The organism is Tsukamurella hominis, assembly GCF_965137015.1.
GTDB classification, from domain to species: Bacteria; Actinomycetota; Actinomycetes; order Mycobacteriales; family Mycobacteriaceae; genus Tsukamurella; species Tsukamurella hominis.
Window position 1 is genome coordinate 53860 of record NZ_CBCRZG010000011.1, and the last position, 13630, is coordinate 67489.

The following is a 13630-nucleotide window of genomic DNA, read 5'->3' on the forward strand; positions in this document are numbered from 1 at the left end:
GCGTCAGCGCACCGGCACCAGGTCGTCCGCGTGGACGACGGGGCGGCGCAGACCCTCCGGCAGGTCCGTGGTGTCGCGGCCGAGCATCATCTCGAGTTCGGTGTGGTCGTAGGCCGCCACCCCGCGGGCCCGGACGGTGCCGCCCAGGTCGCGCAGGTTCACCACATCGCCGCCGGAGAAGGTGCCGCTGACCGCGGTGACGCCGGCCGGGAGCAGCGAGCGACGCCGGTCGACCACCGCGGCCACGGCACCGTCGTCCAGCGTGAGGTCGCCGTGCACGTCGGCCGCGTGCCGCACCCAGAACCGCCGCGCCGAGAGGCGCACGGCCCGGGGCCGGAAGACCGTGCCCACGTCGGCGCCGTCGAGCGCCCGATCGGCGAGCGCGGCGGCGGTGAGGAGCACCGGAACGCCGGCGTCCGCCGCCAGGCGGGCCGCCGAGAGCTTCGAGGCCATGCCGCCCGTGCCGAGGGCGCCGCCGGAGCCCGCGACGACGCCGTCCAGGTCCTCGGGACCGTCGACGGCCGCGATCAGCGACGCGTCGCCCTTGCGCGGGTCACCGTCGTAGAGCCCGTCGACGTCCGACAGCAGGACCAGCGCGTCCGCGCCGGTGAGGTGCGCGACGAGGGCCGCGAGCCGGTCGTTGTCGCCGAAGCGGACCTCGTTCGAGGCCACCACGTCGTTCTCGTTGATGATCGGGACGGCGCCCAGCGTGCGGAGGCGGTCCAGGGTGCGCTGCGCGTTCGCGGCGTGCACCCGCAGGCCGATGTCGTGCGCGGTGAGCAGCACCAGCGAGACGATGCGCTCGTACCGGCGGAACGACGCACCCCACGCGTTGGCGAGCTGCAGCTGCCCCACGGAGGCGACGGCCTGCTTGGTGGCGAGGTCGGTCGGCCGGCGCTTGAGGCCCAGCGGCGCCATGCCCGCGCCGATCGCGCCCGACGAGACCACGATGACCTCGGTCCCCCGGTCCAGCCGCGCAACGATGGCGTCGGTCAGCGCGTCCAGCCGGTCGGAGGCCAGGCCGTGCTCGAGGTCGGTCAGCGCGGAGCTGCCGATCTTGACGACCAGCTTGCGGGCACCCGCGACCGCGGCGCGCATGTCGCCGGCGAGGAGATCACCGGTCGCGGGCGCCGCCGTCATTCGTCGTCCTCGTCGTCGCTCGCGAGGCCACGGCGCACGTCGTGCTGGTGGCGCCGCTCGGCCGCCCCCACACGATCGTTCTGCTCGAGGCGGATGTCGGTACCGCGGCCCGTGACGGGCACGTCATCGATGGTGCCCAGCGAGGGCTCCCAGTTGAAGCACACGTCGCCGATCGTGACGGGGCAGCCGGGCTCCGCGCCGAGCTTGAACAGTTCCTTCTCGACGCCGAGCCGGTTGAGCCGGTCCGCGAGGAAGCCGACGGCCTCGTCGTTGTCGAACGGGGTCTGCTTGATCCACCGCTCCGGCCGCGGGCCGCGCACGATGAAGCCGCCCGGCTGGTCCGGATCGGAGATGACCTCGAAGCCGGACTCGTCGATCGCGATGGGCCGGATGACGGGGCGGCGCGCGACGGGCGTGCCGAGCTCCGCGCGGTACTTCTGCACCAGGTCGGCGAGCGCGAACGTGAGCTCGCGGAGGCCGGTGTGGGCGACCGCGGAGATCACGAACACGGGCCAGCCCCGTGCCTCGAACTCGGGGCGCACCATCTCGGCGAGTTCCTCGGCGTCGGGCACGTCGGCCTTGTTGAGCACCACGATGCGCGGGCGCTCGGACAGCTCGCCCAGACCGGTGTCGGCCGCCAGCGCGGGCTGGTAGGCGGCCAGCTCGGCCTCCAGCGCGTCGACGTCGCTGACCGGGTCGCGGCCCGGCTCCAGGGTCGCGCAGTCCACGACGTGCGCGAGCACCGCGCAGCGCTCGAGGTGGCGCAGGAAGTCCAGGCCGAGGCCGCGGCCCGTCGAGGCGCCGGGGATGAGCCCGGGCACGTCGGCGATGGTGAAGGTGGTCTCCCCCGCCGAGACCACGCCGAGGTTGGGGGCGAGGGTGGTGAAGGGGTAGTCGGCGATCTTCGGCTTCGCGGCCGAGAGGACCGAGACCAGCGAGGACTTGCCCGCGGACGGGAAGCCGACGAGGCCCACGTCGGCCACGGACTTGAGCTCGAGCACCAGGTCGCGGGCCTGGCCCTCCTCGCCGAGCAGGGCGAAGCCGGGTGCCTTGCGGGCCTTGGAGACGAGCGCGGCGTTGCCGCGGCCGCCGCGGCCGCCCTGCGCCGCATCGAAGCGGGTGCCGGCGCCCACGAGGTCGGCCAGCATCTTCCCGTCCGTATCGAGCACGACGGTGCCGTCCGGCACCTTGAGCACAACGTCCTGGCCGGACTTGCCCTCGCGGTTGCCGCCCTCACCGGGCTTGCCGTTCGTCGCCTTGAGGTGCGGGCGGAAGTGGAAATCGAGCAGGGTGTGGACCTGCGGATCGACCTCGAGGATCACGGAGCCGCCGCGGCCGCCGTTGCCGCCGTCGGGGCCGCCGAGCGGCTTGAACTTCTCACGGTGGATCGAGGCGCAGCCGTGGCCACCGTTACCGGCCGTGACGTGCACCGTCACCCGGTCGACGAACCTGGACATGGGAAACCTCTTTCTACCTGTGTGCCCTGCGCCGGTGGGCGCGGGGCGAAAAGCCGAAGGCGGGCGGGTCACCTGATGGAGACCACGCCCGCCTTCGAAAAGACTCGTACTGCCGCTGCGGGACTAGGCCTCCACAGCGACCGGCACGATGTTGACCGTCTTGCGGCCACGCTTCGTGCCGAACTCCACCGCACCCGCGGCGAGGGCGAACAGGGTGTCGTCGCCGCCACGGCCGACACCGACGCCGGGGTGGAAGTGGGTGCCGCGCTGGCGGACCAGGATCTCGCCGGCGCTGACCTTCTGGCCACCGAACCGCTTGACGCCCAGTCGCTGGGCGTTGGAATCACGACCGTTGCGCGAGCTGGACGCGCCCTTCTTGTGTGCCATCTGGCTACTCCTGTACTAGGGGTGTTCGTTGTCTGGGTTCGCCGGTCAGGCGATCGCGGTCACCTTGACGACCGTCAGCTTCTGCCGGTGGCCCTGACGCTTGTGGTAGCCGGTCTTGTTCTTGAACTTGTGGATCCGGATCTTCGGGCCCTTGACCTGATCCACGACCTCGCCGGTCACGGAGATCTTCTCCAGCGCCGCGGCGTCGGTGGTGAGGTTCGCGCCGTCGACGACCAGAGCGACGGGCAGCGTGACGCTGCTGCCGACCTCACCGTCGATCTTCTCGACCTTCACCAGGTCGCCGACGGCGACCTTGTACTGCTTGCCGCCGGTCTTGACGATCGCATACGTGGCCATCTTCTCCACTTACCTCTTCAACACATCTCGTAGTTCAGCGCGCGCCAGGTGCGCGGCTCGTATCACGCGGGAACTCCGGTAACACGCACGCACGAGCGCGCCGCCGGAAAAGCGACCTTCCCAGGTTACGGGAAGGCCGGCGACAGGGTCAAACCGGCTGGTCCGCCTTGTCGGCACCGTCACTCCCGGGCCCGCCCGCCGCGGGGCCCGCGGGCCGGGCGGCGGCCCGTCGACGGGCCCGCTTACGCGCGGGCTCCGCCACCGAGGCGCCGGCGCCGTCGGCCGCATGCGCGGTGACCGCCGGGGCGTCGGGCGCGGGGGCCGCGATGTCGACGACGATCGTCTGCGGTGCCGCGGACGTGGTGGTGGGCGCCTTGCGCGCCACCCGCCGGCGCCGGGGCGCAGGCGGTGCCGCGGCCTCGGCCGGCTTCTCGGGCTCGGCCGGGGTCTCGACAGCAGGGGCGTCGGCGACCGGCGACTCGGGCGCCTCGGTCACGGAAACCTCCGCGACGGCCTCGACGACCTGCTCGACGGCGGCCCGGTCGGCAGTGGCGCCCTCCACGGGCGCGTCGTCGACCTGCGTCGCGACGGCGGAGTCCTCCGGCGCCTCGTCGTCGTGGTGCGCGGCCATCGCCCGGAACATGGGGTGCTCGCCCTTGTGAGCGACGGGCTCCTTGGCGGGGGCGGGCGGCGCCGCCGGGGCCTGGCCGGCACCGTCGGACTTGGCGCGCTTGCGCTTCTTGCGCCCCGAGCCCTCCGCCTTGTCGCCGGAGCGGCCGGCGTCCTCGCCGCCGCCCGACGACTCGACGGGCGCGTCGTGGACGATGATGCCGCGGCCCGAGCATGCCTGGCACGGCGTGGAGAAGGCCTCGACGAGGCCGGTGCCGATCCGCTTGCGGGTCATCTGGACCAGGCCGAGCGAGGTGACCTCGGAGACCTGATGGCGGGTGCGGTCGCGGCCGAGCGCCTCGGTGAGGCGGCGCAGCACGAGGTCGCGGTTGGACTCGAGGACCATGTCGATGAAGTCGACGACGATCATGCCGCCGATGTCGCGCAGGCGCATCTGCCGCACGATCTCCTCGGCCGCCTCGAGGTTGTTCCGGGTGACGGTCTCCTCGAGGTTGCCGCCGGCGCCGGTGAACTTGCCGGTGTTGACGTCGACGACCGTCATGGCCTCGGTGCGGTCGATGACCAGCGTGCCGCCCGACGGCAGCCAGACCTTGCGGTCCATCGCCTTGGCGAGCTGCTCGTCGATGCGGTAGGTCGCGAAGACGTCGGGCGCATCGGCGTGGGCCTTCTCGAACTTCTCGACGCGGGGCAGCAGGTCGGGCGCCACGGTGGAGACGTACTTCTCCACGGTCTCCCAGGCGCGGCCGCCCTCGATGACGAGCTTGCTGAAGTCCTCGTTGAACAGGTCGCGCACGACCTTGACCAGCAGGTCGGGCTCCTCGTAGAGCGCCTTGACGCCCTTCTGCGAGGACGCCTCCTCGATCTCGGCCCACTGCGCCTGCAGCCGCGCGACGTCGCCCGCGAGCTCCTCCGCGCTGACCCCCTCGGAGGCGGTGCGGATGATCACGCCGGCATCGGCCGGGACGATCTCCTTGAGGATCTCCTTGAGGCGCTTGCGCTCCGTGTCCGGCAGCTTGCGCGAGATGCCCGCGGAGCCGCCGCCGGGGACGTAGACCAGGAAGCGTCCCGCGAGCGAGATCTGCGTGGTGAGGCGGGCGCCCTTGTGGCCGACCGGGTCCTTGGACACCTGCACCAGCACCTGATCTCCGGGCTTGAGGGCCTGCTCGATCTTGCGGGCGTTGCCGTCGAGGCCGGCGGCGTCCCAGTTGACCTCACCGGCGTACAGGACGCCGTTGCGGCCGCGGCCGATGTCGACGAAGGCCGCCTCCATCGAGGGCAGCACGTTCTGCACGCGGCCCAGGTAGATGTTGCCGACCATCGACGCCGAGCTCGACGACGTGACGAAGTGCTCCACCAGCACGCCGTCCTCGAGGACGGCGACCTGGGTGTAGTCCTGCGGGTGCGGCACGGTGTGCCCGTCCTGGCCCTCCGACGGGCCGACACCGGTGCGCTCCCGCACGACCATCACGCGGTCGACCGCCTCGCGGCGGGCGAGGAACTCCGACTCGGTGAGGATCGGCGGGCGACGGCGGACGGTGTCGCGGCCGTCACGGCGGCGCTGGCGCTTGGCCTCGAGGCGGGTCGAGCCGGTGATGCCGCGCACCTCGTCGCGACGCTGGCGCTGCCGCGGCTCGCGCTCGTGCACGACGGTGTTGGGCGGGTCGTCGGTGGAGGCGGCCTCCGCGCCGTCCTCCCCCGTGCCGCGGCGCCGACGCCGACGGCGACGCCGGCGCGAGCCGCCGTCGGTCACGTCCTCGACGTCGTCCCCGTCGGCGTCGTCCGAGGACGCCTCGTCGGTCTTCTCGCCGTCGGTCTTCTGGCCGTCCGCCTTCTCGCCGTCGGCCTGCGGGGCACCGTCCTGGGCGGGCGCCTCGGCCTCGGCGGCCTTGTCGCCCTCGTTCTGCTCCTGGCCGTCCTGCTCGTCGGCGTTCTCCCCGCGGCCGCGGCCACGCCCGCGACGTCCGCGGCGGCGCCGGCGGTTGCCGCCGGCCTCGTCGTCGCCGTTCTGGTCGGCCGGCGGTGCCGCGTCGGCCGTCTCGGTCTCGGCCTCTGCCTCGGCCGGGGCGTCGGTGGGCACCGCGGCGTCGGCGACCTCGGGAGCCGGCGCGGGCTCGACGGGCGCCGAGTCGGCGTCCTTCTTCGCGGCGCGCGCCTTGCGCGGCGCCTGCTCGACCTGCTCGGGCTGCAGGAACAGCGGCACGTTCGCATCGAAGGTCGACGGTGCCCGCTCCGCGACGGGCTCGGCGACCGACGCCGCCGAGAACAGCGACGGGGCGCTCTCGGGCTCCGTCTGCTCGACCGCGGCCGGCTTCTCGGCCGGGGCCGGCTGCTCGGTCCGGGGCGCGTCGGCGGCGGACTCGGGCGCCGTCACTGCGGCGTCCGCGCTTCCCGCGCCGGCCGACTCGGCGACGCGATCACGCACGCGCTCGGCGGCGCTGCGATCGATGCTCGAGTGCGCACTGCGCGCGACGAAGCCCAGCTCGCCGAGGTGCGCGAGCACCTCCTTGCTGGTGAGGCCCAGCAGACGCGCCAGCGCGTGCACGCGCAGCTTCTGCGGGAACTCCTCCCGAGCTTCGTTGTTCTGTTCTTCCGGCGACGTGTTGTCGGCCACTCAATATCTCCTACCGACCCCCGGGCGCGATCACTGCTGGTCGCGGCCACGCGGGGGCGTGTCGTGTGGTGCGGGCGAAGGAATTCTCCTACCGCCCCACGTTTGTCAAGGTCTGCACGTGTCTCGTGCGTGGCGCACGCTGGCTCGACGATCTGTGAGCCAGCCGGGCCGGTCGGCGCTGCGCGGTTGCGCGCGCCGACGTGCGTCCTCCGTCAGTATCCCACACGCCACAGGCAGTGCGGAAAAGTATCGGGCCCGCGCCGCGCGATGTCGCGCGGGCGGGCCCGTGGGATCAGGGGTGTGGAACAGGTTCCGGCAGGTCAGGCGAGACCGGGGAACCAGAGGGCGATCTCGCGCGCGGCGGACTCGGGCGAGTCGGAGCCGTGCACCAGGTTCTCCTGGGTCTCGAGGCCGAAGTCGCCGCGGATCGTGCCGGGCACGGCCTTCTCCACCGGGTCGGTGCCCCCGGCGAGCTGGCGGAACGCGGCGATCGCGCGCGGGCCCTCCAGCACCGCGGCCACGACGGGCCCGGAGGTGATGAACTCGAGCAGGGAGCCGAAGAAGGGCTTCTCCTTGTGCTCGGCGTAGTGGCCTTCGGCCACCTCGGTCGAGACGTGCTTGAGCTCGAGGGCCGCGATGGTGAGGCCCTTCCGCTCGATGCGCGCCAGGATCTCCCCGGACAGGCCGCGCCGCACGCCGTCGGGCTTGATGAGAATCAGAGTCCGCTCAGTCACGGCAACAGCGTAACGGGCCCTACTCGGCGATCGGCTCCTGCCCCGGCAGCCGGCCCTGCTCCATCCGCTGCTTCACGTCGCGCTCGATGTAGGCGATGTACGCCCAGACGATGCCGAAGACGACGCCCACGGCGCCGATCCCCCAGTGCACGACGAACCCGGCGATCACGGCGACCTGCAGCGCGAGGAAGGCGGGGATCGCCCACGGCTTCTTGACGACCATGCAGCCGGCGAACATCAGCGCCGCGAGGATCAGGACGTACGAGATCTTGAGCCAGGACAGGCCCGGCGAGAGTCGGACCACGACCGGCAGGGCCAGCAGGATCACGATCATCTCGAGGATGAGGGTGCCGGAGAGGATCCCGCGGAAGCTCTTCCACGGATCCTTGGGAGGCGGGGTGAACCGCTGGGGCTCGGTCACTGGGGTTCCTTTCCGAACAGCGAGCGCGCGGCGCCGGCAGTGACCACGGACCCCGTGATGAGGACGCCGACCCCGGACGCGGGTCCGTCCTCGTCGTCGGACTCCTGGTCGGCGAGGGCGACGGCGGTCTCCACCGCATCGACCATGGTCGGTGAGGTGACCACACGCTCCTCGCCGAAGATCTCCTCGGCGATGGCGGCGAGCCGCTCGACCTCGAGTGCGCGGGGCGAGCCGTTGTGGGTGACGACCACGGTGTCGAGCACGGGCTCGAGCGCCGTCAGCACGCCCACGGCGTCCTTGTCGGCGAGCACGGACACGACGCCGATCAACGTGCGGAAGCCGAACTCGGTCTCGATGGTCCGGGCGAGGGCCTGCGCACCGTGCGGGTTGTGCGCCGCGTCGATGAGCACCGTCGGGGCGCTGCGAACCCGCTCGAGGCGCCCGGGCGAGGCCGACTTCGCGAACCCCTCGCGCACCGTGTCGATGTCGAGCTGCTGGTCGGCGCCGGCGCCGAAGAAGGCCTCGACCGCGGCCAGGGCGACCGCGGCGTTGTTCGCCTGGTGCTCGCCGTGCAGCGGCAGGAAGACGTCGTCGTAGACGCCGCCGAGCCCCTGCAGGGTGAGCTGCTGTCCCCCGACGGCGACGCGACGCTCGACGACGGCGAACTCGGACCCCTCGCGCGCGACCGCGGCGTCGGTCTCGACGGCCTTGCGCAGCAGCACGTCCATGGCGGCGGGCTCCTGCTTGCCGACGATCATCACCGTGTCCTTGGGGATCAGCCGCTCGGGCGCGCGCTTGACGATTCCGGCCTTCTCCCCCGCGATCGACGCGAGGTCGGGGCCGAGGATCTCCACGTGATCGAGGCCGATCGGGGTGATGACGGCGACCTCGGCGGTCACCACGTTGGTGGCGTCCCAGGTGCCGCCGAGCCCGACCTCGACCACGGCGACGTCGACGGGGGCCTCCGCGAAGGCGGCGAAGGCCATCGCGGTCAGCACCTCGAACTTGCTCATCCGCGGGCCGTCCGCGGCCTCGGACTGCGCATCGACGAGCTCGATGAAGGGCTCGAGCTCACGGTAGGTCTCGACGTACTGCTTCGCGGTGAGCGGCGCACCGTCGATCGCGATGCGCTCGGTGGCGAGCTGCAGGTGCGGGCTGGTGATCCGGCCCGTGCGGCGGGAGAAGGCCAGCAGCAGCGAGTCGATCATGCGCGCCGTCGAGGACTTGCCGTTGGTCCCGGCGACCTGGATCGACGGGTACGCGTCCTGCGGCGAGCCGAGCAACTGCATCAGCGCGGCGATGCGCGTGAGCGAGGGCTCGATCTTCGTCTCGGGCCAGCGCTGATCCAGTTCGGCCTCGACCTGGGCCAGTTCGGCGAGGTCGTCGGGATCGGCGGCGAAGGCGGGCACCGTCACGCGGCGCCCCCGCCGAGCTGCGCGATCCGGGCGGTGAGGCGCTCGACCTCCTCCTGCGCGACCGTCCGGCGGCCGCGGATCTTGTCGACGACGGCGTCGGGGGCCTTCGCGAGGAAGGCCTCGTTGCCGAGCTTGGCGGACGTCCCGTCGAGCTCCTTCTGCGCGGCCTTGAGGTCCTTCTCCAGGCGCGCCCGCTCGGCCCCCAGGTCGACGGTGCCGGACGTGTCCAGCTCGACGGTGACGGTGCCGCCCGCGAGCCGGACCTCCAGCGAGGCGGTGGCGGCGAAGCCGTCCTCCGGCGGAGTGAGCCGGCACAGGTTCGCGGCGGCGGCCGCGAGCGAGGTCAGACCCGCCTCATCGAGGCCGGTGAGCCGCGCGGCGACCCGCTGGCCGGGCTTGAGCAGCTGGTCGCTGCGGAAGCGGCGGATCTCCGTGACCAGGCGCTGCAGGTCGGCGAAGCGGCGAGCGGATTCCGCGCCGTCGGCGGGGATCTCGGCCGGCGCCCAGTCGCGCGACGGCCAGTCCGCGATCACCAGCGAGGTGCCCCCCGTGAGTGCCGTCCACAGCACCTCGGTGACGAAGGGCATCGTCGGGTGCAGCATGCGCAGGACGACGTCGAGCGCCTTGCCGAGCACCAGGCGGGTGTTCTCCGCGACCGCCGCATCCTCGCCCTGCAACTGCAGCTTCGAGACCTCGAGGTACCAGTCGCACAGCTCGTCCCACGCGAAGTGGTACAGCGCCTCGCAGGCCTTGCCCAGCTCGTTGGCGTCGAACGCCGCGTCGGCCTCCGACTGCACGGCGGCGAGGCGGTCCAGGATCCAGCGGTCGGCGTCGGTGAGGGCGGCGCGGTCGGGCAGCTCGCCGACGCGGGCGTCGTTCATCAGCGCGAGCTTGGTGGCGTTGAAGAGCTTGGTGGCGAACTTCCGGCTGCTGGCTGCGGCGTCGGCGCCCACGTTGAGGTCGGCGCCGGGGATGGTGCCGCGCGCCAGGGTGAAGCGCAGCGCGTCGGCGCCGTACTCGTCCACCCACTCGAGGGGGTCGATGCCGTTGCCCTTCGACTTCGACATCTTCCGGCCGAACTCGTCGCGCACCAGGCCGTGCAGGAGCACCTCGTGGAAGGGCACCTTGCCGGGCGCCTGGGGCTCCTCGCCGATGAACGTGCCGAACATCATCATCCGGGCGACCCAGAAGAAGATGATGTCGTAGCCCGTGACCAGCGTCGACGTGGGGTAGAACTTCGCCAGGTCGGCGGTCTGCTCGGGCCAGCCCATGGTCGAGAACGGGAAAAGCCCGGAGCTGAACCAGGTGTCGAGCACGTCGGGGTCCTGCTCGTAGCCGGCGGGCGGCACGTCGTCCGGGCCGCAGCAGACCACGTCGCGGTTGCCCTCGGCGTCGGCGGGGCCGTACCAGACGGGGATGCGATGGCCCCACCACAGCTGGCGGGAGATGTTCCAGTCGTGCATCTCGTCGACCCAGTCGAAGAACCGCGGCGCGAGCGACTCGGGGACGATCGTGGTGTCGCCGCCCCGGACCGCGTCGCCCGCGGCCTTGGAGAGGCGGTCGACCTTGACCCACCACTGCATCGACAGGCGCGGCTCGATCGGCTCGCCGGAGCGCTCGCTGTGGCCGACGCTGTGCCGGTACGGGCGCACCTCCTTGACGATGCGGCCCTGCTCGGCGAGCGCCTCGCGGATGGCCTTGCGGGCGGCGAAGCGGTCGAGGCCGTCGAACTGTGTTCCGGTGCCGGCGATGTGGGCCGTCTCGTCCATGATCGTGGGCATCGGCAGGTCGTGCCGCTGGCCGAGCGCGAAGTCGTTGGGGTCGTGCGCGGGCGTGATCTTCACGGCGCCGGAACCGAACTCGGGGTCGACGTAGTCGTCGGCCACCACCGGGATGCGGCGGTCCAGGAACGGGTGCTCGAGCGTGGTGCCGACGAGGGCGCGGTAGCGCTCGTCCTCGGGGTGGACGGCGATCGCGGTGTCGCCGAGCATCGTCTCGAGTCGCGTGGTGGCGCAGACGATGTGCGGCTCGTCGTCGCTCAGCGAGCCGTAGCGGAAGGAAACGAGCTCGCCGTCGACCTCCTTGTGATCGACCTCGAGGTCGGAGATACCGGTCTGCAGCACGGGCGACCAGTTGACGAGGCGCTCGGCGCGGTAGATCAGGCCCGCGTCGAAGAGCTGCTTGAAGATGGTCTGGACGGCGCGGGAGAGGCCGTCGTCCATGGTGAACCGCTCGCGGGACCAGTCGATGCCGACGCCGATGCGACGCATCTGGCCGGTGATGTTGCCGTGGCTGGCCTCCTTGAAGGCCCAGGCGCGCTCGAGGAACTTCTCGCGCCCGATCTCGCGGCGGCTGGTGCCCTCGGCGGCGAGCTGCTTCTCGACGAGGGACTGGGTCGCGATCCCGGCGTGGTCGGTGCCCGGCAGCCACAGCACCTCGTAGCCCTGCATCCGCTTGCGGCGGCACAGGGCGTCGGTGATGGTCTGGTCGAGTGCGTGGCCCAGGTGCAGGCTGCCGGTCACGTTCGGGGGCGGCAGCACCACGGAGAACGCCGGCTTCGGCGAGCTGTTGTCGGCGGTGAAGTATCCGGCGTCGACCCAGCCGCGGTACAGGTCCGCCTCTACCGCACCGGGCTCCCAGGCGGCGGGAAGTCGGTCTGCGGCGTTCTGCGGCTCAGTAGTCACCCCACGATTCTAGTCAGCGGGTGCGAGCGGCTTCCGCGGGGCTTTTGACGGTGCGCGACACCCAGGAAAACAGGTGGCGCGCGCACCGGCCCGCCCCGCAGGATGGGACGAATGGGACATCTCGAGGCGACACACGTGGAGTACTTCCTGCCCGACGGGCGGGCGCTGCTCGGCGACGTCTCGTTCCGGATCGGCGACGGTGCCGTGGCCGCACTCGTCGGGCGCAACGGCGCCGGCAAGACCACCCTGCTGCGGCTGCTCGCGGGCGAGCTGGAGCCGCACGGCGGCACCGTGACCTCGAGCGGCGGCGTCGGGGTGATGCCGCAGTTCATCGGCTCGGTGCGCGACGACCGGACCGTGCGCGACCTGCTGGTGTCCGTGTCGCCCCCGCGATTGCAGGCGGCGGCGCGGGAGCTGGACGCGATCGAGCTGGCGCTGATGGACGACGACGGCGACGCGAATCAGATCCGCTACGCCACAGCGCTCGCCGAATGGGGCGACGCGGGCGGCTACGCGGCGGAGACGCTGTGGGACTCGTGCACGGTCGCCGCGCTGGGCGTGCCCTACGACCGGGCGCATTGGCGCGGCCTGACCTCCCTCTCCGGCGGCGAACAGAAGCGCTTGGCGCTGGAGGCCCTGCTGCGCGGCGACGCCGAGGTGCTGCTCCTCGACGAGCCGGACAACTACCTCGACGTGCCCGGCAAGGAGTGGCTCGAGGAGCAGCTCCGACAGACGCCGAAGACGGTGCTCTTCGTGAGCCACGACCGGGAGCTGCTCTCCCGCGCGGCCACGCGGATCGTCGCCGTGGAACCCGCGCCCGGCGGCTCGGACACCTGGGTGCACGGCGGCGGCTTCGCGACCTTCCACCGGGCCCGCGACGAGCGCTTCGCGCGGTTCGACGAGCTCCGCCGCCGGTGGGACGAGCGGCACCAGCAGCTCAAGAAGCTGGTGCTGACCCTGCGCGAGCAGGCGAAGTTCAACGACGGCATGGCCTCGCGGTACCAGGCGGCGCAGACGCGACTGCGCCGGTTCGAGGAGGCCGGTCCCCCGCCCGAGCCGCCGCGGCGGCAGGAGATCACCATGCGGCTGCGCGGCGGCCGCACCGGCGTGCGGGCCGTCACGGCGAAGAACCTCGAGCTCACGGGCTTGATGCAGCCCTTCGACCTCGAGGTCTTCTACGGCGAGCGGGTCGCGGTACTGGGCTCGAACGGCTCCGGGAAGTCGCACTTCCTGCGCCTGCTCGCGGGCGAGGATGTAGCACACACCGGCGACGCGACGCTCGGCGCCCGGGTGGTGCCGGGGCACTTCGCCCAGACACACGCGCACCCGGAGCTGCAGGGCCGCACGCTCGTGGAGATCCTCCGCCGGGAGCACGCGGCCGACCTGGGCCGGTCCATGCCGGCGCTGCGCCGGTACGAGCTGCACGGGCAGGCGGACCAGCGCTTCGAGAGCCTCTCGGGCGGCCAGCAGGCGCGCTTCCAGGTACTGCTCCTGGAGTTCGCGGGAAGCACGGCCCTGCTGCTCGACGAGCCGACGGACAACCTGGACCTCGAGAGCGCCGAGGCGCTGCAGGGCGCCCTGGAGGCGTACGACGGCACGGTGCTGGCGGTGACCCACGACCGGTGGTTCGCGCGGTCCTTCGACCGGTTCCTGGTGTTCGGCTCCGACGGTGCCGTCCGCGAGGCCGCGGAACCCGTCTGGCACGAGGCGCGGGTGCAGCGGTCGCGGTGACCGCGCGCGGCTGACCGGAAACGACTGCACCCCCGGCTGATTCGGCCGGGGGCGCAGTCGATG

General features: G+C 72.3%; 10 protein-coding genes. 1 reads left to right on the forward strand and 9 read right to left on the reverse strand.

Annotation, left to right across the window (positions count from 1 at the left end; all coding sequences use genetic code 11):
• Nucleotides 1-3: 3 nt before the first annotated feature.
• The 9 genes from proB to ACM9LD_RS14900 all read right to left on the reverse strand — a co-directional run bounded on the left by proB (nucleotide 4) and on the right by ACM9LD_RS14900 (nucleotide 11836).
• On the reverse strand, nucleotides 4-1140 hold the full coding sequence (gene proB / locus ACM9LD_RS14860; protein WP_415677391.1) for a glutamate 5-kinase: 1137 nt from the start codon (nucleotides 1138-1140) through the stop codon (nucleotides 4-6).
• Nucleotides 1137-2597, reverse strand: a complete 1461-nt coding sequence (obgE, locus tag ACM9LD_RS14865) for a GTPase ObgE (RefSeq protein ID WP_415677392.1) — start codon at nucleotides 2595-2597, stop codon at nucleotides 1137-1139. Before obgE ends, proB begins: the two co-directional genes overlap by 4 nt.
• 123 nt (nucleotides 2598-2720) lie before the next feature.
• Nucleotides 2721-2984: a 50S ribosomal protein L27 gene (gene rpmA / locus ACM9LD_RS14870; protein WP_013126135.1), complete on the reverse strand. Its 264-nt coding sequence runs from the start codon at nucleotides 2982-2984 to the stop codon at nucleotides 2721-2723.
• 45 nt (nucleotides 2985-3029) lie between these two features.
• Nucleotides 3030-3341 (reverse strand): 50S ribosomal protein L21, encoded by a 312-nt coding sequence (rplU, locus tag ACM9LD_RS14875; RefSeq protein ID WP_146562262.1) that lies wholly within the window; start codon nucleotides 3339-3341, stop codon nucleotides 3030-3032.
• A gap of 148 nt (nucleotides 3342-3489) precedes the next feature.
• The gene (locus tag ACM9LD_RS14880; protein WP_415677393.1) at nucleotides 3490-6582 is read right to left on the reverse strand and encodes a translation initiation factor IF-2 N-terminal domain-containing protein; all 3093 of its coding nucleotides are present in this window, start codon (nucleotides 6580-6582) and stop codon (nucleotides 3490-3492) included.
• Nucleotides 6583-6902: 320 nt separating this feature from the next.
• On the reverse strand, nucleotides 6903-7316 hold the full coding sequence (gene ndk / locus ACM9LD_RS14885) for a nucleoside-diphosphate kinase (protein ID WP_068524796.1): 414 nt from the start codon (nucleotides 7314-7316) through the stop codon (nucleotides 6903-6905).
• Between the two features lie 19 nt (nucleotides 7317-7335).
• Nucleotides 7336-7737: a DUF4233 domain-containing protein gene (locus tag ACM9LD_RS14890; RefSeq protein WP_415677394.1), complete on the reverse strand. Its 402-nt coding sequence runs from the start codon at nucleotides 7735-7737 to the stop codon at nucleotides 7336-7338.
• Entirely contained in the window at nucleotides 7734-9152 is a 1419-nt protein-coding gene (gene folC, locus ACM9LD_RS14895; RefSeq protein ID WP_415677395.1) for a bifunctional tetrahydrofolate synthase/dihydrofolate synthase, read from the reverse strand. Before folC ends, ACM9LD_RS14890 begins: the two co-directional genes overlap by 4 nt.
• Nucleotides 9149-11836 carry a valine--tRNA ligase gene (locus ACM9LD_RS14900; protein WP_415677396.1) on the reverse strand — a complete coding sequence of 896 codons (2688 nt, stop codon included), beginning with the start codon at nucleotides 11834-11836 and terminating at the stop codon, nucleotides 9149-9151. Before ACM9LD_RS14900 ends, folC begins: the two co-directional genes overlap by 4 nt.
• 111 nt (nucleotides 11837-11947) lie before the next feature.
• Here ACM9LD_RS14900 and ACM9LD_RS14905 point away from each other — a divergent pair, with 111 nt between their 5' ends.
• On the forward strand, nucleotides 11948-13567 hold the full coding sequence (locus ACM9LD_RS14905) for an ABC-F family ATP-binding cassette domain-containing protein (RefSeq protein ID WP_415677397.1): 1620 nt from the start codon (nucleotides 11948-11950) through the stop codon (nucleotides 13565-13567).
• The last annotated feature ends 63 nt before the right edge of the window (nucleotides 13568-13630 follow it).